Source organism: bacterium, from assembly GCA_035307765.1.
In the GTDB taxonomy this organism is placed as follows: Bacteria; Sysuimicrobiota; Sysuimicrobiia; order Sysuimicrobiales; family Segetimicrobiaceae; genus Segetimicrobium.
In genome coordinates, this window is sequence record DATGHU010000041.1 from 62632 (window position 1) to 87304 (window position 24673).

Below are 24673 nucleotides of genomic sequence, written 5' to 3' on the forward strand. Positions count from 1 at the left end.
CCGGGGCGTGGACGTCACCCTCCTCGTCCAGTACGGGCTCGCCGGGCTCGTCATCGGAGTGATCTATTGCCTGATGGCGGTCGGGATCACCTTCATTTACAGCATCATGAAGATGATCAACTGGGCGATGGGCGAGTTCTTCATGATCGGCGGATACCTGCAGTATCTGCTGATCACGGGGTGGCTGGGATCATCCCGCTGGTACCTTGCCCTCCCGTTGGCCGCGGTCGGGGCCGGCCTCCTGGGCATGCTGGTGCAGCGGGTGCTCCTCCGGCCGATGTTCGTGGGGCAGGTCGAGCGGTTGGACGAGTATGCGACAATCGTCACGATCAGCTTGACCGTGCTGCTGCGAAACCTGGCGGTCGTGGTCTTCGGGCCGTACCAGTTCTCCCCCGCCGACTACGCCCCGCCGGTCATGCTGGGTCCGCTGCCGCTCAACGGGAGTCGGTTCGCCGCGTTCGTTGGGACGATCGTCCTCCTCGGGGTGTTCGCGATGGTGATGCGCTGGACGTGGTTCGGCCGCGCGCTGCGCGCGGCGGCGCAGAACCGCCTGGGCGCCCTGTGCGCCGGGATCAACCTGCCGCGACTCGATATGCTGGCCTTCGGCATCGGCGTGGGGCTGGCGGGGGCCGCGGGCGCTTTGCTGGCGCCGGTGTTCTTGGTGTTTCCACAGAGCGGCGCCCTCAGCACCGTCAAGGGGTTCGAGATCATCGTCATCGGGGGCCTCGGCTCGCTCCCCGGGAGCATCGTCGGGGGGCTGCTCCTCGGACTGGTCGAGAGCCTGGGCTCGGTGTTCGTCTCGCCTTCGTTCCGCGACGTGTACGGGTTCGGGCTCCTGCTGCTCATCCTCGTGCTGCGACCGACCGGGCTCTGGGGCGAGCGGACCCGCGAGGCATAGGCAACGGCGGGCGGGGGAGCGGAGCGGCTGGGGGCCGTCTCCGCGGCGGTGAGGGACCACCTTGAGAGGCGTGGACCCCCGCGGATCGGCGGGGGGATGGGGCTCACGCTCGCCGGGCTCGTGCTCGCGGGGTTCCTCCCGGCGGTCCTCGGCGACTATCCGGTGCACGTGCTCACGGTCGCCTGTTACTATGTCATCCTGGCGTCCACGTGGAACCTGATCGCGGGGTATACGGGGCTGTTCTCGCTCGCCCACCACGTCTTCGCGGCGATCGGCGGGTACGCGTCGGCGCTGCTGGTGGTCCGCGCCGGAGCACCGGTTCCGATAGGGATCGCGGCCGGAGCGATCCTGGCGGGGGCGGTCGGGTACGTCATCGGGGCGTTGACGTTGCGTTTGCGCGCGCTGTATCTCGCGCTGGCGACCTGGGCGTTCGCCGAGTCGATGCGCGTGGTCGTCTCGATGGAATACGGGATCACCCGTGGCGACCTTGGGCTTCCCGTCCCCACGCTGTTCGGGACGGCGTCCCCACGGGTCTACTACGAGGTGTTCCTGCTTCTGGCCGCGGCCACCGTGGCCGGGCTTGCGTTGCTCCTGCGATCGAAGATCGGCTACCGGCTGCGTGCGATTCGGGACGACGAAGGCGCGGCGCGGGCCGCCGGGATCAACACCGTGCGGTGGAAGCGCTTCGTGTTCGCGCTGAGCTCCGGGGTGGCCGGGCTGGCGGGGGCGCTGTACGGTCACTACATCGGCCTGCTGAGCCCCGCCGGGATGCAGTTCGACGAGATGGCCCTGATTATTATCATGGTGATCCTCGGCGGCCAGCGGACGCTCGCCGGCCCCGTGATCGGCGCGATCGTCGTGGAGGGGGCCTCGGAGTCGCTCCGCGCGTACGGTCAGCTCCGGATGGTCCTGTTCGCGCTCGTGGTCCTGGGGTTAATGCGCCTCTATCCTCCGGGATTGGTCGGGCTGGCTCGGGCTGCCTGGGCCCGCCTCGCGCCCCGCTCAGCCCGCGGGGGGGCCGATGCCTGACGCGGGGAGAGGAGAACGCTCGGTCCCCCGCGCGGGGGAGGGGGCTCCTTCCGGCGAATACAGCATCTCGCGCCTGCCCCGGGCGGGCGGCGGCGGGTCCACTCCAGGAGGCGAACCGATGTTTCTCTCGAAGAGCGTGCGCGCGATCACCCCCTCGATGACGATCGGGATGGACGACCGCGCCCGCCGGTTGCGGCGGGACGGGGTCGACGTCATCAGCTTTGCCGCGGGCGAGCCCGATTTCGACACGCCCGAGGTCATTAAACAGGCAGCGATCAAAGCGATCCAGGAGGGGTTTACCAAGTACACGAGCCCGGCCGGCATCATCGAGCTGCGGCAGGCGATCGCCACGCGGCTGCGCGCCGCGTACGGGGTCCAGTACGCGCCGGAAGAGATCGTTGTGACGGCCGGCGGGAAGCCCGCTCTCTATTTCGCCCTGCGCGCCCTCTGCGAGCCGGGGGACGAGGTGCTGATCCCGATTCCCGCCTGGGTTTCGTACATGGAGCAGGTAAAGCTCGCCGGCGGCCGCCCGGTGCCGGTCCCCACCGAGGCGGCGGAGGATTTTCAGCCGCTCCCCGAGCGGGTGGCGCCGCTCTTGACCTCACGGACCCGCGCGCTGCTGATCTGCTCCCCGCATAACCCCACCGGCGCGGTCTACGCCCGCGAGACGCTGGCGGGACTTGTGGAGCTCAGCCGTCGCCGCGAGTTCACGCTGTTGAGCGACGAGATCTACGAAAGCATGGTCTATGACGGGGCCACCCATCACTGTGTCCCCGCGGCTTGGCCCGAGGCGCGCGAGGGGACCGTGTTGCTCAACTCGATGTCCAAGACCTACGCGATGACCGGATGGCGGATCGGATATGCCGCCGCCCCACGGGAGGTCGCGACGGCCATCACCGACGTCCAAGGGCATCTTGCCGGCAACCCGAACTCGATCGCCCAGCGCGCGGCCCTGGCCGCCCTGGAGCAGCGGGTCGACCCGGGCGAGATGGTGGCCGAGTACGACCGGCGTCGCCGCTACATCGTTTCCCGGCTCAACGCCCTCCCCGGGGTTCGGTGCGCCACCCCCCGCGGCGCGTTTTACGCCTTTCCGGACGTGCGGGGCATCCTCGGCCGACTCGGCGCCCCCGCCACGTCGGCCGCCCTGTGCGAGCACCTCCTCGATCGGGCGCACGTGGCCGCCGTCCCAGGCGAGGCGTTCGAGGCCCCGGGATTCATTCGCATGTCGTACGCGACCGCGTTCCCCCGCATCGAAGAAGGGCTCGACCGGATCGCCCGGGCGCTCGAGACGTTCGGGTAGGCCGCGCGACGGCGCCGCAGCGCGTGCGCCCGCGTCGGAGACCGCGAGGAGGAACCAGAGATGATGACGCTTCCCGAGTTTCACAACGAACCGTTGGCGGATTTTACGGATGCGCCGGCGCGGCAGGCGATGGAGGGGGCGCTTCGGGCCGTGGGGGATCAGCTGGGCCGCGAGTTTCCGCTGCTGATCGGCGGGAGGGCCCTGAAGACCGCCGACACGTTTCGGTCGCTGAACCCGTCCCAGGCCGACCGGGTGGTGGCGGTCGTCCACCAGGCGGGGCCGGGCGAGGTGAACGCGGCGGTCGACGCGGCCTCTGCCGCATTCGAGTCGTGGCGATGGGTGCCCGCCGAGGAGCGCGCCGCCCTCCTGATGCGCGCCGCCAACCTGCTCAGGCGCCGGCGCATGGAGGCCGCCGCTTGGATGATTTACGAGGTCGGGAAGAACTGGGCGGAGGCCGATGGCGACGTCGCGGAGGCGATCGACTTCGCCGAGTACTATGCCCGCGAGATCCTGCGCTATGCGTCGGGGCCGGCGCTTCCGGCGACGCCGGGGGAGATGAGCGAGTACCAGTATCTTCCTCTCGGCGTGGTGGCGGTGATCTCGCCTTGGAACTTTCCCGTCGCCATCCCCGCGGGGATGGCGCTCGGCGCGATTGTCTGCGGCAACACGGTCGTGATGAAGCCGGCAAGCGACTCGGCGGCGACGACCTATGTCATCGCGGAGGCGCTTACCGAGGCCGGCCTGCCGCCGGGCGTGCTGAACCTGATCGCCGGGCCCGGCGGGGTCGTGGGAGAGGCCCTGGTCACGCATCCCAAGGTGCGGATGATCGCGTTCACCGGATCCCGCGAGGTCGGGACGCACCTGTTTGCCCTCGCCGCGCAGACGCCCCCGGGGCAGATCTGGCTCAAGCGGATCATCGCCGAGATGGGGGGGAAGAACGCCCTCATCGTCGATGACGACGCGGCCCTGGACCAAGCGGTGGCCGGGGTCGTGGCTTCGGGGTACGGATACCAGGGGCAGAAGTGTTCCGCGGGATCGCGGCTGATTGTGACCCCCAAGGTGTACGGTGAGGTCGTGGAGAGGGTCGCCGACCGGGTCCGCCAGCTCACCGTCGGGCCGGCGGCCGAAAATTTCCCGGCCGGGCCGGTGATCAATGCCCGGGCCGAGCAGAAGGTGCTCGAATACATCGAGCTGGGGAAGCGGGAGGGACGCCTCGTCGCCGGCGGGACTCGGGCGCGGGAGGGCGGCTACTACGTGGCGCCGACGGTGTTTATCGATGTTCGGCCCGACGCCCGGATCGCGCAGGAGGAAATCTTCGGCCCCGTCCTCGCGGCGGTGCCTGCGCGTGACTTCGATGAGGCGATCCGAATCGCCAACGGGACGGCGTTCGGCCTCACGGGATCCGTGTACACGCTCAACCCGGAGAAGCTCGCCAAGGGCCGGCGCGAGCTGTTGTGCGGCAACCTTTACCTGAACAGGAAGTCGACCGGCGCGGTGGTCGGTACGCACCCCTTCGGCGGCTTCAACATGTCGGGGACCGACAGCAAGGCCGGCGGCCCCGATTACCTGCTCAACTTCCTGCAGCCCAAGGTGGTCGCGCACCGATACTGGTAGGGAGCAGGGCGGCGGGGCCGACCCGGGAGTGAGGGGCGGGCCCGCGCCCCAGGACGCGGGGTGAGCGATGGAAGTGCAGCTGGTGCGTCACGCGACGCTCTTGGTGACGATGTCCGGTGTCCGGATCCTCGTTGATCCCATGCTCGGCGAGGTCGGCGCGGCCCCGGCGGTGGCGAATTCCCCACACCCGCGCCCGAACCCGCTCACCCCGCTGCCCCTGCCCGCGTCGACGATCCTCACGGACGTGGCCGCGGTCCTCGTCACCCACACCCACCGGGACCATTTCGACGAGGCGGCGGCGCGGTTCGTGCCGAAGTCGCTGCCCCTGTTCGGGCAGCCGGAGGACGAGACGAAGTTCGCTGGGATGGGCTTCTCCGACGTCAGGGCCGTGGAGGGAACGGCGCGCTGGAACGGGATCGAGTTCCACCGCACGGGGGGGCGGCACGGGACGGGGGAGATCGGCCGCCGCATGGCCCCCGTGTCCGGGTTCGTGCTGAGCGCACCGGGGGAGCCCACGCTCTATATCGCCGGCGACACCATTTGGTGTGCGGAGGTCGAGAGCGCGCTTCGAGAGTACGCTCCCTCCGCGGCCGTCGTCAACGCCGGGGCCGCGCAGTTTCTGGAGGGCGATCCGATCACGATGACCGCCGAGGATGTGATCGCGACGGCGCGCAGTGCCCCGGCCGCCCAGATCGTAGCCGTGCACATGGAGGCGATCAACCACTGTCTCCTCACGCGCGCGGAGCTGCGCGAACGGGTCCGGGCCGGCGGGGTCGCCGATCGCGTCCGGATCCTCGGCGATGGTGAGACCCTCCGGATCTAGCGGCGTCCCCCACGAGCTGCGGCTAGCGACCGCCTTCCTCAGCGTCGCCGCCCGCCGCGCCGACGACCTCGCCTACGGCTCCGAGGTGGCCGGCGGCGGATGCCGCCTCCGCCGCCGAGGCCGCACGCAGGTGCCAGCGGAAGACACCCGCGAGCGCCACCAACCCGACGGTCCCGCCGACGCCGAACGCGCCGGGCGCCCCCCAGATCTCCGCCAGCGCGCCGGTGACGAGCGAGCCCACCGGTGTCATGCCGCCCATCATCAGCGAGTAGATCGCCATCACCCGCCCGCGCAGGCGGTCGGGAGTGTTCAGTTGGAGCGTCGTGTTGACGGTGGCGGTGAACATGACCATGCTCGCCCCGGCGACGCCCAGCACGACGGCCGCGGGCGCAAAGTGACGGATCGTCGACAGCACGATCGAGGACACCGTGAGCGCCAGGGCTCCCCCAAACAACATCGCGGGGCGCGGCCCGAGGTAGGCGAGCGACGCGATGGTGATCGCCCCGACGAGTGCCCCCGCCCCCTGCGCGGACATCAACAACCCGAACGCCGCCGCCTGCATGTTCAGGACGTTCTTCGCGAATACCGTGGTGAGGATCGTGAAGTTCATCACGAAGACGCTCTCGAAGGCCAGCAGGACGATCACCTGCAGGGCAACCGGGGTGCGGATGAGATAGTCGATCCCCTCGCGCAGGTGCGCCATCACGCCCGCGGTTACGCTGACGGTCTGAGAGGGGCGCACCCGCATCATGAGCAGGGCAAGGATCACCGGGATGAAGCTCAGGCCGTTTACGAAGAACGCCCACGACATCCCCACCCAGGCGATCGCCGCCCCGGCGATCGCCGGGCCGATCAGCCGGGCGACGTTGACGATCGTGGAGTTCAGCGCAACGGCGTTCATCATGTCCGTGCCCTCGACCATCTCGAAGATGAACGCCTGACGGCTGGGCATGTCAAACGCCTGCGAGGTGCCGAGGATCGTGGCGAGGATCGCCACGTGCCAGAACCGCACCACGCCCGTGACGATGAGCGCGCCGAGGATGAACGCCTGGATCATCTGGACCGTCTGGGTCACGACGATGAGGTTTCGCTTGCGGACCCGATCGGCGACGACGCCGCCGATCAGCGCCAGGCAGAGCACCGGCAGCCACTGCAGGGCGCCGATGACACCCAGCAGGAACGGGGAGTTGGTGATCTGGAGTACGAGCCAGGCCTGGGCGATCCGCTGCATCCAGGTGCCGATGAGCGAGATCAGCTGGCCGATGAAGAAGAGGCGGTAGTTCCGGTGGCGGAGGGCGGCAAACAAGCCGGGCCGTCGCCCCACCGCTTCGGGAGGCGCATCCGCGGGAAACCACGGGTCGGGTACCACCCTTTCATCTTATCACTCGACATGGTATCTTGGCTGTGGCATGGCTGACTTGATTCCGATCGGGCTGACATTTGACGACGTCCTGCTGGTGCCGCGGCGGAGTGCCGTCAGCACGCGGCGGCAGGTGGAGACCCGGACGCGGGTGTGCCGCGGGATCGAACTCGCGATTCCCATCGTGAGCGCCAGCATGGACACCGTGACCGAGTCGGCGATGGCGAGCGCCATCGCTCGCGAGGGCGGCCTGGGGGTCATTCACCGGTTCCTCCCCATCGCCGACCACGTCGCTGAGGTCCGGAGGGTCAAGCGCGCCGAAAGCGTGGTCATCGAGACCCCGTACACGCTCGGGCCGGAGGCACCGGTCCGGCAAGCCGCCGCGTTCATGCAGGAGCACGGCTCGGCCGGCATCCTGGTGATCGACCGCGACCGCCGGCTGCTCGGCATCGTGACCGCCCGGGACGTTCTGTTCGAGGAGCACCTCGACCGTCCGATTACCACGGCCATGACCCCGCGGGAGCGACTGATCACGGCACCGGTCGGGACCCCGGTGGAGGAAGCCAAGCAGATCCTCCACCGACATCGGATTGAGAAGCTTCCGCTGGTCGACGCCGAGGGGCGGCTGGCGGGGCTCGTGACCAGCCGTGACATTCGAAGCCGGCTGCGGTACCCCAACGCGACGAAGGATCAGAAGGGACGGCTGCGGGTCGGCGCCGCGATCGGCGTGCGCGGCGACTTTCTCGAGCGCGCCGAAGCGCTGGCGGCGGAGGAGGTCGATGTGCTCGTCATCGACATCGCCCACGGCCATTCGGACCTGGCGTTTCGCACGGTGGAGGCCGTGCGCGCGCGGTGTCCCGAGATTCCGCTGATCGCCGGAAACGTGGCCACGGCGGAGGGCACCCGCGACCTCATCGCTTGCGGGGTGGACGGCGTGAAGGTCGGCGTCGGGCCTGGCTCGACCTGCACCACCCGGGTGGTCACCGGCTCGGGGGTCCCGCAGCTGACCGCGATCCTCGAGTGTGCCGAGGCCGCCTCGGCGGGCGGCATCCCGATCATCGCCGACGGCGGGATTCGGGGCTCGGGGGATCTCGTGAAAGCCTTGGCCGCCGGCGCCGAGACCGCGATGCTCGGGAACCTGCTGGCAGGGACCGAGGAGAGCCCGGGCGCCTCCGTCACTCGGAACGGGCGGCAGTATAAGGTCTACCGCGGGATGGCCAGCCTGTGGACTTCTGCGGAGCGCCGCGACATGCCGCAGGAGGACGATCTGCTCACCGAGATCGTCCCCGAGGGGATCGAGGCGATGGTCCCGCATCGCGGCCGGCTGGCTGCGGTCCTCGCCCAGCTCGTCGGCGGCCTCCGCTCCGGCATGAGCTACTGCGGCGCGACGACGCTTGGCGAACTGCGCGCCAACGCTCGCTTCATCCGGGTGACCGAGGCGGGGGTGCGCGAGGGCATGCCCCACGACGTCGACTCCCTGTCCTGACCGCGCCCGGCTGTCCGGGTCCGCGCCGCCGGTTCGGCGCGCCGGGAGGATCGCCCCCCACCGGGCGATATCATCCCCGACGTGATTGTTCCCATCCTGATCCTCACCGCGGTCGCTTACTCCCTGACGAACTCCTTCATCAACCCGATCCTCGTTGAGGTGGCCCGCACCTTTCACGTCCCCGTGGGGGTGGCGGGCCAGGGTCGGACGGTGCTCAGCGCTGCCGGGGCCCTGGCCGCGTTCGCGGCCACGTTTCTGGCCGATCGGATCCCGCGGCGCCGCCAGCTGCTTTTCGGCGTCGGCGCGTTGGGGCTCGCGCACGTTGGGATGGGGTTGACGCACACGTTTGTCCTGTGGCTGATCCTCCAGGCTCTTGCCGGGATCGGGTCCGCGATCGTCGGGCTCGCCGGAACCGCGTCGGCGGGGGACTACTTCGACGAACCGACGCGAGGGGTGGCGATGGGGTGGATCACGACCGGCTATCCGATCGCGTGGATCATCGGGCTGCCGCTCATCGGGTGGATCGCGGATGGATGGGGGTGGCGCGCCAGCTATCTTGTCGCCGGTGGTGGGCTCGCCGCGGCGGCGTTTCTCAGCGTCCTGATCGGCCTCCCCGCCCCCCGCCACCATTCCGCGTCGCTCGTGCACCACGTGGCCGGGTGGCGGGTGCTGCTGGCTCAGCCGACGGCGAGAGGCTGGGTGCTGGGGGAGCTGCTCTCCACCACCGCCTGGTCGGGGTTTCTCGTGTACGTCGGGGCGTTCTTCGCGCTCACCTACGGGCTCGCGCCGGGGAGGATCGGCCTCGTGGTGTCCGCCGCAGCGCTCTCGAGCGTGGTGGGCACGATGTCGTCCGGATGGGTGGGGAATCGGTGGGGACGGCGTCCGGTGCTCCTCGCGAGCACGCTGCTGGCCGCGGTGCTGATCGTGCCGGCGCTCGGCCTGCGCCTCTCTCCGCTCGGCAGCCTGATGCTGATCCTCCCGTACTACTTTACCAACAGCATCCGCTTTCCGACCTCGGGCACGATCGCGCTCTCGCTGCTGCCGGCCGCCCCGGGCACAATGATGGCCGCCCGAGGCCTCACCATCACCACGGGAGGGATGGCCGGGGCGATCCTGGGAGGGGTGCTGCTCGAGCTCTCGGGGTTTCGCGCCGTCGGGATCGCCTACGCCCTGCTCGCCCTCGCCGGGTGTGCGGTCTTCTGGCGGTTGATCCCTCGGGAGACGTCCTCGCCGGTTCTGCGCCTGCAGCGGGAGCCGGGGTCTTAACGAATCCGGCTCCCGCTACCGCTTCCCGCAGTTCGAAGCGAAGGCGCTATGCCCGTTCGTCGACTTTCTCCAGTGCCCGTTCGGCCGCGTCGGTGGCGGTGTTGATCGCAAGGGTCACCCGATTGCGGTCCCGGGTCAGCCGGGTCAGCAGCGTCAGATGGGGATCGGTCCCCTGCGGGAGCTTGCGCAGCTGCTCCGCCGGTTGCAGGACCGGGATCGGCGCGACCGGGACCGCCGGGTCATGGTCGAACGGCCCGGCGGCTGTATAATTGATCGGGATCAGGGCACGGCCGATCCGGACAAGCGCGGCGTTCACGGCCGCGGCGGCGTCGCGCTGTTTCCGCGATCCCCGCCCCCGAAGCTCCCCCCCGATGCGGGCCGCGGCGGCCTGCAATCGCGCCGCCGCCGCGGTGAAGCGATCCAGGGCTTCCAGGGGAGGTTTCATGTCGAACGCGTCGCCGGCCGCCTCCTGGATCCCGCGCAGGGTGTCCCGAAGCTCGACCGCGGTGTCCTCGTAGTTGAGCGGGAGAACCGGCGCGGTGCACCACGCCCACAGGGCCAGCGCGTAGACCTGCGCGTCGCGCTCGAGGTTGGCCTTGTCGATCTTGTCCATCGTATCTTCGGTGGTATGCCACCACCATCCCAGCCCGCCGTGGTGCGATGCGCCTCCCGTGAGCGTGGCGAGCGCGGCGCCGGTTTCGGACTCTTTCGGGGGCTGAGCGGAGATGTCGACGAACATTGACGGCAGGCCGATCCCCCAGAACGACTGATCCCCCATCCGGCTGATCCGCCGCCGCTGCAAATCCTGGCCGCTGACCTGCTTGACGCACCGGGCGGCGAGCGCCCACGTCTCAGCCATGGTCTGCGCCTCGCTGAGCACCGTCGCGCCCTTGCCCCCGGCGGAATCCACGTTGAGATGCAGCACGGCGTGGCGGTAGAGGTCCTCCCAGTGGTTGTCCGCGTACCAGGTCGACCCCGAGTACCGGCCGTGCGAGTGGCCGGACCAGAAGGCGAACCGGATGCCCCGCCGAAGCCGCTTCTGCTTTTTGCTGAAGATCCGCGCCATCTCCACCATCACCGCGTTGGCGCTTCCGTTGTCCATCGCCCCGTAATGCCAGGAGTCAACGTGGCCGCTGAACAGGACGAAGCGATCGGCCTCTTCCTGCCCCGGGAGATCGGCGACGAGCAGCGGCGTCTTCCGCCAGCGGGTGTCAACCGCCGCGTGCAGGCGGACGCGAAGATCCCCGGCGCGGGCTTGGGTGCGCAGGGCGTCCCCGTCCTCCCTGCGCACCGAGACGGCGACGATTTTTGGCAGCGCCCCGACGTTCTCGGGGGTGGGGGAGCCCCAGACGGTCGAGATGATCATCTCGTGCAGCTCGGGGGGATTGATGAAGATCACCCCGATCGCCCCGGCCTGCTCCGCGGCGCGGGCCCGCACGGGCATCGCCAGGCCGTCGATAAGGACGATCTTGCCCCGAACCTGAGGGCCGATGGCGCCGCCGGCGTCCACCACCGCCCCCTCGAGGCCGCCTGAGGGGGTAGAGGCTGAGAAGGCGTGGGTGATGCAATCCACCCGCCGGGGGGCCGGGGCGGCGATCTCCACTGAGGCGTTCCCCGGCCACGACACGAGCGCATCGTGCTGAAACCGGTGGACCGCCAGCCCGAAGCTTTTGAGGGTCGCCTCGAGATAGTCGAAGGCGAGACGTTCTTCGTCGCTTCCGGAAAGTCGGATCCACCGGGAGATCTCACGGGTGTAGGTCATCAGCTTCGATGCGGATACCGCGTCTTTGATCGACTGCTCGGGATCTCTCGGCATGGCTCCCCTCCTGGTGCGAAATGCGGACCCTCGATCCATTCTCACCCGACGGCGATCGCTCCTGGCGCCGGGCCGGGCGAGAGCGGTGGCCGCCGCGCCCCCGCCGAAGGCCTGCGGGGCACCGCGCTAGCTCCCGTGGGTGGAGGCGGCCTCCTCGATCGAGGGAGCCGGTCCGGGCGTCGCCACGCTCCGGGATTGCAGGAGGCGTTCGATCGTGCCCACGATCCCCTGGCGAAAGATGAGGATGACCACGATGAAGATGGCACCGGTCACCACTCCCCAGGCATCGGTCCAGGTCGAGAGGAAGTCCCGCAGCAGCAGCACCAGCGCTGCGCCCACGAGCGGGCCGAGCCGGGTCGCCATGCCGCCGAGGAGGACCATCACGACGACGGTACCCGATGTTGACCAATGCACGGCGTCCAGCGCGACAAACCCGTGGTTGATCACCCAGATCCCGCCGGCCAAGCCGGAGAGCGTGCAGGAGAGCACCGCGGCCAGCAATTTGAAGCGGCTCACCGCGTACCCGAGCGTCTGCGTCCGCACGTCGTTTTCGCGGATGGCGACGAGGACGCGGCCGAACGGCGAACGGACGATCCGCCAGCAGAGCAGCAGGCCGAGCGCCGCGAGGGGAAGGGCCGCGTAGTAGTAGGCGGTGGACGACGCGATGGGCAGCCCCCCGATCCCGATCCTCGGGATTCCCTGCACGCCGTTTTCGCCGCCCGTCAGCGAGCGCCACTCGTTGACGACGTAAAACACCATCTGGCCGAACGCCAGCGTGATCATCGCGAAATAGATCCCCCGGCGCCGGATCGCCAGCGCCATCAACGGGAGCCCCAGCGCTCCCCCGGCGAGCGCTCCGGCCAGGGCGTTCAGCGGGTAGGGTATGCCCGCGCGCAGTGCGAGGATCCCCGCCGTGTACGCCCCCACGCCGAAGTAGGCGGCGTGCCCGAACGACAGCAGGCCCGTATAACCGGTGAGGATGTCGAAGGACGCGGCGAACAGCGCCCACGCCAGGATGTCGGTGGCCAGCACCGGGTAAACCCGCATCGGCAATAGGAACCCCACCGCCAGCACCAGCGCCCAGCCGATCTTGCGGATCATCTTACCCGGCCTCCAGGCTGCCGAACAGGCCGGAGGGTCGCAGCAGCAGGACGAACGCCATCAGGACGAAGACGAGCAAGTTGGCAGCCGGCGGGTAGTACACAGCGCCCAGGGCGGAGATGACCCCCACCAGGAACCCCGTGACCACCGATCCGAGGATCGAGCCCATCCCGCCGATCACCACGATCGCAAACGTGGTGATGATCAGATCCGCCCCCATCAGGGGGGAGATGTTCCGCATCGGGGCGGCCAGCACACCGGCTAGCCCGGCCAGCGCCACCCCGAAGGCGAAGACCAGCGGGATCCAGCGGTCGACATCGACCCCGAGCGCCCGAGTAAGAATAGGGTTCTCCGTCGACGCCCGGATGATCATCCCGACGCGGGTGCGCTCGATCAGCCACCACGTGCCCAGGCAGATCGCGATCGAGAACCCCAGGACGAACAGGCGGTAGATCGGGAAGAACATGAAGCCGATCAAGACCACCCCTCCCAGCTGATCGGGGATGCCGTAGGGGACTCCCTGCACCCCGAAGCGCAGCCGCATCGCGTCCTGGATGGCGAGGGTCAGCCCGAAGGTGAGCAGCAGGTTGTAGAGCAGGTCGAGGTCGTACAGCCGCCGGAGCAGGGTGCGCTCGAGCACGTACCCCACCGCGGCGACGGCGATGGGGGAGATAATCAGGGCCCACCAAAACGAAACCCCCAGCTGGACCCCCAGCAGGTAGGCCCCGAATGCCCCGAGCATGTAAAGCGCGCCGTGCATGAAGTTGACGACGCGGAGCATGCCGAAAATGACCGCGAGCCCTAGGCTCAACAGCGCGTAGAACGCGCCGTTGATCAGCCCGTTGAAGACCTGGACGAGGACCGTTCCCATCGGATCCCCGGTTCGTGGGGTGGGGGGAAGGCGCCGTGCTGGCGCCCTCCCCCGCGCCCCTCAGCGCGCGCGACCGCTCATCGCGCCATGTTGCAGTGGTTCTGGCTCAGCGGCTGGAACGCTTGACCCGCTGGAATCGTCTGGACGATCTTTGCGTAGTCCCCGGGTTCCTTGATCTCGCTCGGGGCCCTGACCTGCGCCAGGTACACATCGTGGAGCAAGACGTGATCCTGCTTGCGGATCTCGGCGTGGCGGGCAAAGAAATCGTTGAACTTGTACCCTTCCAGCTTGGCGACGACCTTGTCCGGGTCATCGGTACCGGCCCGCCGAACCGCTTCCAGGTACTGCCAGGTGGCGGAGTAATCCCCCGCCATCGCAAAGGTCGGACGGACCTTCGTCCGGGCGAAGAACTCGTCGGCCCAGGTTCGCGCCTGCGGATCCATGTTCCAGGCCCACGCAGTCGTGTACAGGGTCCCCTGGAGCGCCGCCGGGGTGAGCGAGGTGATATCGGAGTCGAAGAGCAGGCCGATCGCCAGGTGAATCCCCTGCTTGCTGAGCCCGAACTCGTTATACTGCTTGACCAGGTTGACGAGATCCTGGCCGGCCTGCATCGCACCGATCACCTGGAGCTGTGGCGCCAACGTTCGTGCCTTGATCAGGAAGGTGGAGAAATCCTCCGTCTCGTTCGGGAAGGGGGTGGGATCGCTGAGCATGACCTTGCCGCCCGCCTTTTGGATCGCGGCGGTGAACGACTTGTTCATATCCTGACCGAAGGCGTAGTTGGGGTAGAGGATATACCACTGCTTCCCGATTTTCTGGGTGACCGGGTTCGCGGTGCCGTTCGCCAGCATGTAGGTGTCGTACCCGTAGTGGAAGGTGTACTTGTTGCAGTCTTCGTTCGAGAGCGCCGTCGTCGCCGGGCCGATCCCGAAGAACAGCCGGTGCTTCTGCGCCGCGACGTGGGCGATGGCGATGCCGACCGAGGAGGTCGGCACGTCGATCACCGCGTTGGCGTTGTCGCGGTCGTAGAACTCCGCCGCCTTGGAAGCGCCCACGTCGGGTTTATTCTGATGGTCCGCGGACAGCACCTCGATCGCGCCGCCGATCGCGTTCTGCCCGTACTTTTTCACGTAGTCTTCGGTGGCCATCTTGACCGCCTCGACGCCGTTCTTGCCGGAGATATCCGCGTAGACCCCCGACTGGTCGTTGATGACCGCCAGCACAATCTTGCCGTGCGTCAACTGGACCGCCCCCTGGCCGGCCGCCGGCTGCCAGCCCGACAGCCCGAGGCCGATCGCGAGTGCGCAGACCACCGCTCCCCACCGTTTCATTCTCCCACCTCCGTTTGGGGGCGCGCCCCCCCTACTGCCGCGCTCGGCGCTCACACGCCGAGGTATTCGAGTAGTTCTCGCTCTTGCCGCACCACTTCCTGGTTGGAGAGGTTCCTCACCGTTCTGCCGTTGACGATCAAGTGGTGCGAATCGGCCACGGTCGTCGCGAAGCGGAGGTTTTGCTCGACCAGCAGGATGGTCAGGCCGTTTGCCTTGATCTCCTTGAGGACCTCGCCGACTCGCTCCACCAAAAGCGGAGCCAATCCCTCGGTGGGCTCGTCCAGCAGGAGGATCCGTGCGCCCATCCGCAGGACCCGTGCGATGGCGAGCATCTGTTGCTCGCCCCCGGAGAGCTTTGTGCCGGCGTAGGCCGCCCGCGCCTTCAGGAGCGGAAAGACCGAGAAAATCTTGTCCAAGCTCCACGAGGCCGCTGAGACGATCGGAGGGAGGAGGAGGTTCTCCATCACAGAGAGCGTGCTGTAGATACCGCGATCGTCCTGCACCCATCCGATTCCCAACCGTGCGATCTGTTGGGGCGGGAGGTGACTGATGTCGTGCCCGTCCAGCATGATCCGGCCGCGCTTCTGCCGATGAATTCCCATCACACACTTAAGCGTCGTGGTCTTCCCCATGCCGTTGCGGCCCACCAGCGTGGCGACCTCGCCGTCCCGGACCTCCAGGTCGACGCCCTGGAGGACTTGGCTCTCCCCGTACCAGGCCTGGAGGCCTTCCACGGCGAGCATCTACGCCGCGCCCCCCAGGTAGGCTTCGATCACGTGCCGGTTGGTCCTCAGCTCCTCGTACGTCCCTTCGGCCAGCACTCGGCCGTGCTGCAGGACCGTGATGCGCTGGGACACGGCGGCGACGACCCCCATGTTGTGCTCGACCAGCACGACCGTGCGGTCCTTGGCGATCCGGCGGATCGGATCCACCACCCGCGAGACATCCTCAAGGCTCAGGCCGGCCGTGGGCTCGTCGAGGAGAAGGAGCTTGGGGCGGAGGGCCAAAGTCAAGCCGATTTCCAGGACCCGTTTCTGGCCGTAGGAAAGGGCGAGGACCTGGCGGGTCGCGAGTTCGGCGAGGCCGACCGACCCGAGGATCTCCCTGGCTTCATCGGAAAACTGGTCGAGGATCCGGTCAGACCTCCAGAACGCGTACCCGAGCGAGGTGCCGGCCTGGAGGGCCAGCCGGACGTTGTCGAGGAGGGTGAGGTGCGGGAAGACGCTCGAGATCTGGAACGACCGGGCGACGCCGAGGCGGGCGATCCGATACGGAGGGGCCCCGGTGATCTCCTGGCCCGCGAACAGGATCTGGCCTCGGGTCGGGACGAGCAGGCCGCTGAGCAGGTTGAAGAGGGTGGTTTTGCCGGCGCCGTTGGGGCCGATGACGGCGTGGATCGTCCCTTCCTGGACCCGCAGATCGAGGCCGTCCAGGGCGCGGAACCCCCGAAAATCCATCGTGAGATTCTTGGTTTCCAGGATCGCCGCAGCGGTCGCCATGGACGGATCCCAAACCCGTGCACGGAGAATTAGCAGTCGTCCGCGGCAATCCCTTCAGCCGGCGGGAGGCCCTCCCGTCCTTACGGGCCGGGCGGGTCGTCGGGGGCGGGGGCAGCGTCGGGAAGGATTTCCATCACGGTTTCGGCGACGATGACCTGCAGCGCCGCCGCCACCGGTACGGCCAGGAGGCCGCCGAGGATTCCCAACAGTTTGATCCCGGTCAACAGGGCGACGAGGGTGAGGATGGGGGAGAGCCCGACGACGTGCCCCATGATATTCGGAACGAGGATGTGGGGCTCGACATTGAGGATGACCACGTAGAAGATGACCACGCCGATCAGCTGCCAGGGTTGCTGCGACAGCGCGATCAGAATGGCCACGACGGCGCCCAGGGTCGGACCGACCATCGGGATCAACTCGCCGATCCCGGCGACGATGCCGAGGAGCAGCGGGTACGGCATCCTGAGGAGGGAAAGGCCGATCACGACCGGGGCGGCGACCGAGAACGACAGCAGGAGTTGCGCCCGCAGCCACCCGCCGAATTTCTTGCCGATGCGGGCAAGCACCCGATCCACCCGGGGCCGTTCGCTTGGGGGAAAGAGGGCGAGGAACCCGCGCTTGATTGACACGCCTTCCAGCAGCATATAGAAGGTGAAGACTAGCACCGTGATCACCGCGGCGAAGCCCCCGAGGAGCCGGAACGCCACCCCCGCGGCCTCCGGGCCGAACTTCGTCAGGCCGGCAACGTGCGAGGGGAGGCGGTTGATCTCGCCGGTTAGATCTGGTACCCACGGCCAGCGGCTCCGAACGTCGGCCAGCCAGCGCTCGCTGCGCGCCGTGAACTGCGGCAGTTGCTGGACGAACCGGCTCGTCTCGTTCACCGCGGGGATGAGGATGATCGCCAGGATCATCAAGATCGCCGCGAACATCGCCAGGTACAGGACGAAGATGGCCACGCCGCGCGAGAGGCGCACTCCGCCCGGGATTCGCCAGCGTTCCACCAGGCTCACCAGCGGCCCGAACCCGGCAGCAAGGATCGCCGAGATGAGCAAGACGACGAGGACCTCGGTGATTTGGCTGATGACCCAGACGAGGAACCAGGCGACGATGATCAACGCGAGAACCGTGACGGTCCGGCCGACCAGTTCCCTCTGCGTCACCGCGTCACCCCTGTGAGCATCGTCAACGGGCGGTGATATCTCTCGGACGAACGAGCCGTCGCCTTAGACGTGATGTGGCAGGAGGAGCACCTGGGCCGCGAGCCCAACCAGCCCCGCCGCGAGGATCAGCACCGAGAGCCGGGCCAGCCGGCGGGTGATCGAGCGGTCGCGGCCGGCTATCTGGGCCATTGGAATGTGAAACGCCAAGCTCGCCATGGACGTGAGCACTACGCCGTACCCCGCCAGCTCCGGCGGGAGCGTCCCCTTGGCTGCCAGAATGCCGGCGGCCGCGGACGTCGACGCGCTGCTCACCAGGCCCCCCAGCACGGAGACGATCAGGAAGCCGGTCTGGGGGAAGGCCCGGTTCGCCAGTTCGCCGGCCAGCGTGATTATCACAAACAGTGCGCCGAACGTCAGCGCGTAGCGGATCGAGATCGGCGATTTGATATGAAGCGGCGCGGTCTCAGCATCTTTGAGGTTGATGTGGCTGCTGGCCGCCAGGCTCGTCAGCAGCATCAGCACCACGGAGATCCATCCGTAGGCCAGGGCCTGGCTGGCGAAGATGCCGAGGATCAGGCCATTGCGGATGAGCATCGCGCTGTTCGCGGTGAGCATCCCCATGAGGGCGAAGGGCGACAGCCGCGCCGGGTCGGTCCGTGCCCGGCTGGCCAGCTCGGCCACGGTGGCGGTGCTGTTGACGAGGCCTCCGAGGAGCCCCGTCCACCGGATCCCACGCGTGCCGTAAATCCGCAGCAGGATGTAGTTGGCGAAGGCGATCGCTGAGATCACCAGCACGACGGTCCAGGCCGCCCGCAGGTCGATCAGGCGCCAGGGGTCGATCGGGCCGGCCGGGAGCAGTTGATACACGACCACCGCCATCAATCCGAGGATGATGGCGCCCCGAATCTCGTCGATGGTTACCTTTCCGGCGAACCTGACCACCTCGGACTTCCACGCCAGCAGCGCCGTCATGACCACGCCGCACGCCGTCGCCACCAGCAGCTGGCCCTCGCCGACGAGGATCCCGAGGATCCCCGTGGCAAGCAGGGCCACCGAGGTGGTCATTTCGAGCGAGCGATCCCGGACGAAGCTGCGCCAGTTCACCAGCGTGATCAGGGGAAAGATCCCGATCATCAAGATGTAGCTCGCCGTCGGTGAGACCCCCCACGCCAGCGTGAAGGCCAAGGACACGATGGAGAAGGTGCGGACCCCGATATCCTTGTGGGCCCACTCGCGCTCAAGCCCGATCATCATCCCGATTCCCAACGAGATGGCCACCCGCTCCATGAAGAGCAGGAACTCAACGTTTACGTGATTGAAGGAGGTCGGCATCCGGCTCAGTGCGCCTGAACGGGGAGTCCGCGCCCGGCCGCCAGGAACGACACCCCAGCGGTCACCAACAAGACCAGCGCGGCGCTCAGGTACGGGAGCGTATGCGCGCCGACGTGGTAGACGGCCCCGCCCCACGCCGGGCCGATGATCCGTCCGAGGCTGTCGAACGAGTCCATGATGCCCACGGAGAGCCCCTGTCCGGCCCGCGTCCGCTTCGAGATCAGCGCGGCAATCGAGGGGCGCATCAGCGAATGGCCGGCCCCGGCGATCGCCGCGTACAGCGCGAGCGTCACCAGGTTGTGGGTGCTCATGATGAGGAGGTACCCAACCGCGGCGAGGAGTAGTCCTCCTCGGACCAGTCGGTTCTCGCCCCACCGATCGATGAGGCGCCCGATCAAGCCGCCGAGGATTACCGCCTGCACCAGCCCGACGACCACGAACACGATGCCGATCGCGCCGGCCCCGCTCGCCGCGGTGAGGTGCAGGCGGTCCTGGGCAAATAGCGCATAGGTGGCCTCGAGTCCGGCCAGGGCGAATGCCCCCGCGAAGGTGATGAGGTAGAAGAGCGCCAACGGCCCGCTCAACGCGAGCCGAATCGCTCCCATCCGGGACGGGCGGTCGGCGGGGGTGTCGCGCCGTACCGGCTCAGGCAGCGCGCCCCAACTGAGCGCCAGAGTGAGCAACGCGAGGCCCGCGCCGACGAAGAAGGGGAGGGCAAGGTTGTGGTGGCCGAGAAGACCCCCGATTCCCGGGCCGATCGTAAACCCAAGTCCCATCGCCGCGCCCATCATCCCCATGCTCCCGCCGCGGCGCTCCTCCGGGGTCGTGTCACCGATGTAGGCCATGGCTGTGGGCAGGGTAGCGGCGCTGAGAATTCCCCCCAGGATCCGGGCAAGAAACAACTCCCAGACCTGGTGGGAGAGGCCGAAGATGATGAACGAGACCGCGTAGCCAACGAGTCCCAGGGAGAAGATCGGCTTGCGGCCGACCCGGTCGCTCAGGGCACCCCATGCCGGGGCGAAGAGAAACTGCATAAAGGCATACGAGGTGGCGAGGAGGCCGATCTGTAACGGGGTCGCCCCCACCTCCCGGGCGTAAAACTGCAGAACCGGAAGGACGATTCCAAAGCCCATCATGACGATGAAAATGGCCAGAAAGAGCACCATTAGGCCGCGACGACCAACTGGGGGCATGGAGACCTCCTTCCGAAACGGATTCATTATCCGCACGGGGTGTCGGGATTGTCAAGGATCGCTTGACAGGGGTGAGAGCCATCCGTAGAATCAGAAAAGGCGTTCCTCGGTAGCTCAATGGTAGAGCATCCGGCTGTTAACCGGAGGGTTGTAGGTTCGAGTCCTACCCGAGGAGCCAATCAAGACGTTCCGCGAAGGTCCTTCCGCTTGCTGCTCGCAGAGAGGCCCCCAGACGAGGAGCGGTCGTGCCCAACAAACTTTCGTACGTCGATTACTCCCCCATCCTGTTGCTTCTGGACCAATATGCTGCTTCCGTGGCCCTGGACCGGCGGCAACAGTGGGTTGAGGCTGCACAGGCAGACTTCTATCGGTTGGACTTCCGGGTACCGGAGGAGCGACCAAATCCGCGTTTTCTCGAAGAACGCGGGGTTCGTCCCCAACAGTCAAACTCTCATCCGGGATCTGACGTCGGCTCTCCAAAAAGACGTCTCCCCCACCCACGTAGATCGGTCTCAGCGAAGGTCTAGCATAGGGGCGTGTGCTCTAGTCCAACTGCGATCGCGCCCTCTATCGCTTAGGCGGCTCTGCCCTCGCCCACTCCATGTGCAGGTACGATACACGCCAGTCAATCAACCTGATACCAGTCGCTTTCAGGACAGCATCCCGCTCATCGTCGCTCGGGATCTACTTCCGGCCCTCCACGTCCGCGACCCACTGCTCTGTCTGGCCGAGCGGGGAGTGGATGAATCACTTACAGTCGACCGCGCGAGTTTTACTCCCCGCGTACCTTGACAGGAGGGGCGCAGTGCTGGGACGCAAATCTTCGGTTTTCCCGATCCTGTCGTCGACTTCACGACGTGGTTAGGGGAGCGCCGGAGGATGTCACTCGGCCTGCCCGCGGCAATTAGGATACCCCGTGGCATCGGCCGGTGGTGTCGTCGAGCATGGCCAGGCTACCAAGGAGGAAACCACGACGTACAGATTCAATTGCGCAACGGCAAGCGACGGCCAGGGTCCGACAAATGGCACAAGGGAGGTGTGCGATGGCGCTTCAACTGGGTGACGTGGCACCGGATTTTGTGGCGGATACGACCGAAGGCCAAATCCGTTTCCACGAGTGGATTGGCGACTCATGGGCGGTGTTGTTCTCGCACCCGAAGGACTTCACGCCGGTCTGCACGACCGAGCTCGGTTACATGGCCAAGCTCAAGCCCGAGTTCGACCGGCGCAACACCAAGATCATCGGGCTCAGCGTCGACCCAGTCGACGATCACGCCCGGTGGGCGAACGACATCAAAGAGACGCAGGGGGCGGCGCCCAACTACCCGATGATCGGCGACACGGAGCTCAAGGTCGCCAAGCTGTACGGGATGCTGCCGGCCGCCACGACCGGCACCGCAAAGGGGCGTACGCCGGCGGACAACCAGACCGTCCGCACCATCTTCGTCATCGGTCCCGACAAGAAGATCAAGCTCACCATCGCGTACCCCATGACGACGGGGCGCAACTTCGACGAGGTGTTGCGTGTCATCGACTCGCTGCAGCTGACGGCGAAGCACAAGGTCTCGACGCCGGTAAACTGGAAGCGCGGCGACGACGTGATCATCGCTGGGTCGGTATCCGACGAGGAAGCCAAGAAGACGTACCCGGGCGGCTGGAAGGCACCGCGGCCCTACATCCGGATCGTGCCGCAGCCGCGATGATGGGTATGGGCGGAGTCTGAATGGATTTCAGGTGCAGGCAAGGCGCATCATGCAACACGCCCATCTGGATTGCGCCGCACCTCGCGGTTTGAGCCGTAGGCCATGAATCTGCGTGTGGGCGTTCTCGGCGCAGGGTTCGGCGGACTCGAGCTCAGCACGATGCTGTCCGAGGCGCTCGGCGATCACCTCGACCTTACCCTGATCGACAAGAACGACTCCTTTGTGTTCGGCTATTCGAAACTCGACGTGATGTTCGGTCGTCAAAGACTCGACACCGCGCGCCTCACGTACCGTCACATCGTGAAGCCTGGCGTGCGCTTCCGTCGGGAAACGATCATCGTGATCGACCCCGAAGCGCGGCGCTGATTACGATCTGAATGCCACACCGGGGCTCGCCGAAAGCGGGAACGAGTTCTACTCTGTCGCCGGTGCCGCTCGCCTGCGCGAGGTCCTTCCGACCTTCTCGAGGGGCCACGCGATTGTCGGTGTCGCCTCGGTGCCGTTCAAGTGCCCGCCGGCGTCGAGCGAAGCCGCGTTGTTGCTGGATCACTACCTCACCACGCGCAGCGTGCGCGATGCCGGCGAGATCAGCCTCGTCATGCCGCTCGGCGTCCCGATCCCCCGGTCGCCCGCAACCTCGCAGGCGTTGCCCACCGCGTTCGCCGAGCGCGGTATCGCCTTCGTCCCAAGCGTCTCGTGCGCGCGCTCGACTCGGCGCGGCGCGTCGCCGTTCTTGACGATGCGAGTGAGATGCCCTACGATCTATTCTGCGGGATTCCGAAGCACCGCGCTCCCGGCGTGGTTGCGGCGAGCGGCATGACCGAGAACGGCTGGATCCCCGTCAACCCGAAGACCCCGGATCCGTGCCCTTCATTATAGGCCGAGCGTACCATACCAGGGGCGCGCTGCATGAGGGAAAAAGCGCGTCATGGTAAGAATTCATTCTGAACCGCGATGCCTTATCTTGCAGGGGCGCCTACGGAGACATACCATGTGCCGATGCACGAATCCGCTTTCGTTGGAACATAGTGCCAACCTTCTTTACCAGGCGGATCCGCGCTGATATCCCAATCGCCGTTGGGTGATGCGATGGGTCCACCCAATGTCTTCAGGGTCACGCCCAGCGAGGAAGAATTACTAGGCGCGATCTTCCAGACCACGTCCGAATAGCCCTCCGGTTTGATCACGCGCACCTGGATGGTGGATCTCGTTTGATTGTAAATCGCAATACAGGAGCCCGGATGCGTCTCTAATGCGGACGCGGGGATCGCGACCAGCACGACTAGAGTAATCGCGAACGTGGCCCGTCTGCCGCCCATCTTCTCATCGCCCCCTCGCATCACCTCAGTTTCCCAGAGGACCCTGGGGGGAACCGAGAACGTCATTGGCGTGACCCAGGCGCGGATCCTCCTGCTGCCCATTGTTCTGTTGTGCTTGGCGCCCTGCCTTCCCGTCCCGACCGTCGGGATCGCCCAGGCGGCGAGCGCAGCGCCGTTCGTGGACGCCCACACCCACATCGTGAGAAACTTGCGTCGCGGCAAGAGCCTTGGGGCTGCCGCGGCCGACGCGCTTCGCCTTCACCGCGGGAGGAGATTCTCTCAATCCGATCATTCAATAAACACCGTCGGACCAGGTTACCCCCGATGTGCTTCGCCGTTTTGAGCAAGCCGCAGAGGCGATCCTCCGGGGCGGAGCCGCGGGATTCGGCGAACTGGCCGCGGAGCACTTCTCGTCCCGCATCGGGTCGCATCCCTATGAAAGCGCGCCTGCCGATCACCCGCTGTTCCTCGCGCTGGCCGACATCGCGGCGCGCGCCGACGTGCCGATCGAGCTCCACATGGAGGCGGTACCACGTGACCTGCCCTTCCCCAATCCCGCGTTGATGGGACCGCCGAACCCGCCGGCCGTCCACGAAACATTTCGGCCCTGGAGCGACTGCTGGAGCACAACCCAAGACGCGTGTAATCTGGCTGCACGCCGGCTGGGACCTGTCCGGCTACCGGACCGTGCCCCTCATGCGTTCACTACTGAGCCGACATCCCAATCTCTACATGAGCCTGAAAGTTGATAAGGGCGGCGCGCCGGACACGTCGCCGTTTGCGCCGAGCGGGGACCTCAAGCCGGGCTGGGCGGCATTGCTGCAGGACTTCCCCGATCGGTTTGTCATCGGGAGCGATCAGTTTTTCGATGAAGCCCCGCGGCGCATCGCCGCGGCACGCCGCCTCGTTGATGCGCTTCCGCCTGAGGTGGTCAGGCTCATCACGACCGAGAACGTGAAACGCCTCTATGACGTTCCGAGCCTGATGCCGTGACGGTGCGCCGATAGAAATTAGGAAGCGGGCGGGATTGTTCCTCGACAATGGAATCTCGTTCGGGCCTCCGAAATCCGCAAGGGATCCTAGATTTCCTCAGAGATTTGGACCCAGTGTTCCTCTGGATGCGACGAAGGAACGCCGGGCGCCCTTTCTCGTTCTGATCGGCTTCGTCAAACCGTCTGGTCGAGATCCAGTCCTGGCGGCTCCCCCGGTGGCCTAATGGTGACTAAGCATCCCTCGTGCTGGGCATCAATCTTTGATGAGGGTCTCACTGGAGGGCGAAGTCAAGTCCGCAGCGAGGGCTGTTGCATGCACCCAGCAGACGATGTGCCAATCTACCGGATACGCACTGTCTCGGCTCTCACCGGCATCCCGGCGGGGCGAATTCGCAGTTGGGAAGATGAGTACGACCTACTGCGCCCCGCGAGGACGAAGGGAGGGCACCGGTTCTACTCCAGCCGGGATGTGCAGTTGGTCCGGGAGATACACCGGCTCGTGAAAGAGCAGGGCTTAAGCCTTCAGGCGGTCAAGGCGTGGCTAGAGGTGAGGCAGTCAAAGCCCGCCGTGTCGTGATAG

Annotated in this window: 22 protein-coding genes and 1 tRNA gene; 12 read left to right on the top strand and 11 right to left on the bottom strand. The window is 67.1% G+C overall.

The annotated features are described in order from the left end of the window. Positions 1–7: 7 nt before the first annotated feature. The 5 genes from VKV57_14035 to VKV57_14055 all read left to right on the top strand — a co-directional run bounded on the left by VKV57_14035 (position 8) and on the right by VKV57_14055 (position 5664). Positions 8–898, top strand: coding sequence for a branched-chain amino acid ABC transporter permease (locus VKV57_14035; protein HLW61022.1), 891 nt, complete (start codon positions 8–10; stop codon positions 896–898). Positions 899–994: 96 nt separating this feature from the next. Continuing rightward, positions 995–1927, top strand: a complete 933-nt coding sequence (locus VKV57_14040; protein ID HLW61023.1) for a branched-chain amino acid ABC transporter permease — start codon at positions 995–997, stop codon at positions 1925–1927. A gap of 118 nt (positions 1928–2045) precedes the next feature. Next, complete coding sequence (locus VKV57_14045) at positions 2046–3227, top strand: pyridoxal phosphate-dependent aminotransferase (protein ID HLW61024.1); 1182 nt, start codon at positions 2046–2048, stop codon at positions 3225–3227. A gap of 60 nt (positions 3228–3287) precedes the next feature. Then, positions 3288–4841: an L-glutamate gamma-semialdehyde dehydrogenase gene (gene pruA / locus VKV57_14050; protein HLW61025.1), complete on the top strand. Its 1554-nt coding sequence runs from the start codon at positions 3288–3290 to the stop codon at positions 4839–4841. Positions 4842–4908: 67 nt separating this feature from the next. Continuing rightward, positions 4909–5664 (top strand): MBL fold metallo-hydrolase, encoded by a 756-nt coding sequence (locus VKV57_14055; protein HLW61026.1) that lies wholly within the window; start codon positions 4909–4911, stop codon positions 5662–5664. 22 nt (positions 5665–5686) lie between these two features. Here VKV57_14055 and VKV57_14060 read toward each other — a convergent pair whose 3' ends face one another. Beyond that, positions 5687–7033, bottom strand: coding sequence for an MFS transporter (locus VKV57_14060; GenBank protein ID HLW61027.1), 1347 nt, complete (start codon positions 7031–7033; stop codon positions 5687–5689). 40 nt (positions 7034–7073) lie between these two features. Here VKV57_14060 and guaB point away from each other — a divergent pair, with 40 nt between their 5' ends. Together guaB and VKV57_14070 are read left to right on the top strand one after the other, a co-directional pair. Beyond that, positions 7074–8510 (top strand): IMP dehydrogenase, encoded by a 1437-nt coding sequence (gene guaB / locus VKV57_14065; protein HLW61028.1) that lies wholly within the window; start codon positions 7074–7076, stop codon positions 8508–8510. An 81-nt stretch (positions 8511–8591) separates the two neighbouring features. Continuing rightward, a complete protein-coding gene (locus VKV57_14070; protein HLW61029.1) occupies positions 8592–9776 on the top strand; it encodes an MFS transporter in 1185 nt (394 codons plus the stop codon). A gap of 46 nt (positions 9777–9822) precedes the next feature. On the opposite strand, the gene VKV57_14075 is transcribed toward VKV57_14070, so the two are convergent. The 9 genes from VKV57_14075 to VKV57_14115 all read right to left on the bottom strand — a co-directional run bounded on the left by VKV57_14075 (position 9823) and on the right by VKV57_14115 (position 20079). Next, positions 9823–11592 carry a M28 family metallopeptidase gene (locus tag VKV57_14075; protein HLW61030.1) on the bottom strand — a complete coding sequence of 590 codons (1770 nt, stop codon included), beginning with the start codon at positions 11590–11592 and terminating at the stop codon, positions 9823–9825. A 126-nt stretch (positions 11593–11718) separates the two neighbouring features. Further along, a complete protein-coding gene (locus VKV57_14080) occupies positions 11719–12693 on the bottom strand; it encodes a branched-chain amino acid ABC transporter permease (protein HLW61031.1) in 975 nt (324 codons plus the stop codon). A gap of 1 nt (position 12694) precedes the next feature. Continuing rightward, positions 12695–13564 (bottom strand): branched-chain amino acid ABC transporter permease, encoded by an 870-nt coding sequence (locus VKV57_14085; protein ID HLW61032.1) that lies wholly within the window; start codon positions 13562–13564, stop codon positions 12695–12697. Between the two features lie 77 nt (positions 13565–13641). Continuing rightward, the gene (locus tag VKV57_14090) at positions 13642–14895 is read right to left on the bottom strand and encodes an ABC transporter substrate-binding protein (GenBank protein HLW61033.1); all 1254 of its coding nucleotides are present in this window, start codon (positions 14893–14895) and stop codon (positions 13642–13644) included. A gap of 50 nt (positions 14896–14945) precedes the next feature. Next, positions 14946–15638 carry an ABC transporter ATP-binding protein gene (locus VKV57_14095; GenBank protein HLW61034.1) on the bottom strand — a complete coding sequence of 231 codons (693 nt, stop codon included), beginning with the start codon at positions 15636–15638 and terminating at the stop codon, positions 14946–14948. After that, positions 15639–16394, bottom strand: coding sequence for an ABC transporter ATP-binding protein (locus tag VKV57_14100; GenBank protein HLW61035.1), 756 nt, complete (start codon positions 16392–16394; stop codon positions 15639–15641). Positions 16395–16474: 80 nt separating this feature from the next. Further along, on the bottom strand, positions 16475–17554 hold the full coding sequence (locus tag VKV57_14105; protein ID HLW61036.1) for an AI-2E family transporter: 1080 nt from the start codon (positions 17552–17554) through the stop codon (positions 16475–16477). Between the two features lie 63 nt (positions 17555–17617). Continuing rightward, a complete protein-coding gene (locus VKV57_14110; protein ID HLW61037.1) occupies positions 17618–18886 on the bottom strand; it encodes an MgtC/SapB family protein in 1269 nt (422 codons plus the stop codon). 5 nt (positions 18887–18891) lie between these two features. Continuing rightward, positions 18892–20079 carry an MFS transporter gene (locus tag VKV57_14115; protein ID HLW61038.1) on the bottom strand — a complete coding sequence of 396 codons (1188 nt, stop codon included), beginning with the start codon at positions 20077–20079 and terminating at the stop codon, positions 18892–18894. 103 nt (positions 20080–20182) lie between these two features. Here VKV57_14115 and VKV57_14120 point away from each other — a divergent pair. From VKV57_14120 to VKV57_14135, 4 genes are all read left to right on the top strand, one after another. Then, a tRNA-Asn gene (locus VKV57_14120) sits at positions 20183–20257 on the top strand. 865 nt (positions 20258–21122) lie between these two features. Further along, positions 21123–21782 carry a peroxiredoxin gene (locus VKV57_14125; GenBank protein ID HLW61039.1) on the top strand — a complete coding sequence of 220 codons (660 nt, stop codon included), beginning with the start codon at positions 21123–21125 and terminating at the stop codon, positions 21780–21782. Positions 21783–21896: 114 nt separating this feature from the next. Then, entirely contained in the window at positions 21897–22148 is a 252-nt protein-coding gene (locus tag VKV57_14130; GenBank protein HLW61040.1) for a hypothetical protein, read from the top strand. A 130-nt stretch (positions 22149–22278) separates the two neighbouring features. Further along, positions 22279–22602 carry a hypothetical protein gene (locus VKV57_14135; GenBank protein HLW61041.1) on the top strand — a complete coding sequence of 108 codons (324 nt, stop codon included), beginning with the start codon at positions 22279–22281 and terminating at the stop codon, positions 22600–22602. Between the two features lie 139 nt (positions 22603–22741). Here VKV57_14135 and VKV57_14140 read toward each other — a convergent pair whose 3' ends face one another. Next, positions 22742–23101, bottom strand: coding sequence for a hypothetical protein (locus VKV57_14140; GenBank protein ID HLW61042.1), 360 nt, complete (start codon positions 23099–23101; stop codon positions 22742–22744). Between the two features lie 696 nt (positions 23102–23797). Here VKV57_14140 and VKV57_14145 point away from each other — a divergent pair. After that, on the top strand, positions 23798–24094 hold the full coding sequence (locus VKV57_14145) for a hypothetical protein (GenBank protein HLW61043.1): 297 nt from the start codon (positions 23798–23800) through the stop codon (positions 24092–24094). Positions 24095–24673: the final 579 nt, after the last annotated feature.

What these genes read in the sequence shown, in the direction of transcription:
- VKV57_14040 (HLW61023.1), top strand. Translation starts at nt 995, where the DNA reads ATGGGGCTCACGCTCGCCGGGCTCGTGCTCGCGGGGTTCCTCCCGGCG.
- VKV57_14095 (HLW61034.1), bottom strand. Translation starts at nt 15,638, where the DNA reads ATGCTCGCCGTGGAAGGCCTCCAGGCCTGGTACGGGGAGAGCCAAGTC.
- VKV57_14100 (HLW61035.1), bottom strand. Translation starts at nt 16,394, where the DNA reads ATGGCGACCGCTGCGGCGATCCTGGAAACCAAGAATCTCACGATGGAT.
- VKV57_14110 (HLW61037.1), bottom strand. Translation starts at nt 18,886, where the DNA reads ATGCCGACCTCCTTCAATCACGTAAACGTTGAGTTCCTGCTCTTCATG.
- VKV57_14080 (HLW61031.1), bottom strand. Translation starts at nt 12,693, where the DNA reads ATGATCCGCAAGATCGGCTGGGCGCTGGTGCTGGCGGTGGGGTTCCTA.
- VKV57_14085 (HLW61032.1), bottom strand. Translation starts at nt 13,564, where the DNA reads ATGGGAACGGTCCTCGTCCAGGTCTTCAACGGGCTGATCAACGGCGCG.
- VKV57_14075 (HLW61030.1), bottom strand. Translation starts at nt 11,592, where the DNA reads ATGCCGAGAGATCCCGAGCAGTCGATCAAAGACGCGGTATCCGCATCG.
- pruA (HLW61025.1), top strand. Translation starts at nt 3,288, where the DNA reads ATGATGACGCTTCCCGAGTTTCACAACGAACCGTTGGCGGATTTTACG.
- VKV57_14125 (HLW61039.1), top strand. Translation starts at nt 21,123, where the DNA reads ATGGCGCTTCAACTGGGTGACGTGGCACCGGATTTTGTGGCGGATACG.
- guaB (HLW61028.1), top strand. Translation starts at nt 7,074, where the DNA reads ATGGCTGACTTGATTCCGATCGGGCTGACATTTGACGACGTCCTGCTG.
- VKV57_14140 (HLW61042.1), bottom strand. Translation starts at nt 23,101, where the DNA reads ATGGGCGGCAGACGGGCCACGTTCGCGATTACTCTAGTCGTGCTGGTC.
- VKV57_14145 (HLW61043.1), top strand. Translation starts at nt 23,798, where the DNA reads ATGCGTTCACTACTGAGCCGACATCCCAATCTCTACATGAGCCTGAAA.
- VKV57_14115 (HLW61038.1), bottom strand. Translation starts at nt 20,079, where the DNA reads ATGCCCCCAGTTGGTCGTCGCGGCCTAATGGTGCTCTTTCTGGCCATT.
- VKV57_14090 (HLW61033.1), bottom strand. Translation starts at nt 14,895, where the DNA reads ATGAAACGGTGGGGAGCGGTGGTCTGCGCACTCGCGATCGGCCTCGGG.
- VKV57_14045 (HLW61024.1), top strand. Translation starts at nt 2,046, where the DNA reads ATGTTTCTCTCGAAGAGCGTGCGCGCGATCACCCCCTCGATGACGATC.
- VKV57_14055 (HLW61026.1), top strand. Translation starts at nt 4,909, where the DNA reads ATGGAAGTGCAGCTGGTGCGTCACGCGACGCTCTTGGTGACGATGTCC.